Raw genomic sequence first — 482 nt, 5'->3', positions numbered from 1 at the left:
AGAACGTCGGACAGACGGGGCTGGCGATCAGCCCGTCGGTCTTCCCGACGAACGGGGCGGTCGGATACAGCGACACGTCCGCCTGGACGCGCCAGTGGCCGGCAGCGGCGGCGGTGCGGCAGGCATCACGGTCCCACTCGATGCCCACGATGGGGCCGGTGAATCCGGCGATGCGAGCCCCCTGCTCCCAACCTCCCGGGCCTGCGAACAGATCGACGACGAGACCGTTCACGCCGCACCCCCGGTCTCGTCCTCACCGCACGGCACGGGACAGAGAGCGTCCAAGCGGGCAGCGGTGGACGGGCGGCCCTCGACGACGGCGCGGAGCCGGTCGTGAGCACCCAGGGCGATGCGGTCCCAGCCCCTGTGCTGGTGCTGCTCCACCTTGATCAGCAGAGCGATGGCCTCAGCCTCAACGGCACGCAGCCGGTCGATCTCCACACCGCACCGGCACGGGTCGTCGCTGTCGATGACAGGGCAAT

Annotated in this window: 2 protein-coding genes; both read right to left on the bottom strand. The window is 70.5% G+C overall.

Annotated features, from left to right (window positions below; translation table 11 throughout):
- Positions 1 to 232 (bottom strand): DNA cytosine methyltransferase (locus B7P34_RS36185; protein ID WP_189383296.1); only part of this gene is annotated, 232 nt, incomplete at its 3' end.
- Positions 229 to 482 (bottom strand): hypothetical protein (locus B7P34_RS38030; RefSeq protein WP_189383295.1); only part of this gene is annotated, 254 nt, incomplete at its 5' end. The genes B7P34_RS36185 and B7P34_RS38030, both read right to left, overlap by 4 nt.

This window comes from Streptosporangium nondiastaticum, assembly GCF_003011965.1.
In the GTDB taxonomy this organism is placed as follows: domain Bacteria; phylum Actinomycetota; class Actinomycetes; order Streptomycetales; family Streptomycetaceae; genus Streptomyces; species Streptomyces nondiastaticus.
Note: the sequence above shows the minus strand (reverse complement) of the source record. Positions and strands in the feature narration are given on the sequence as shown.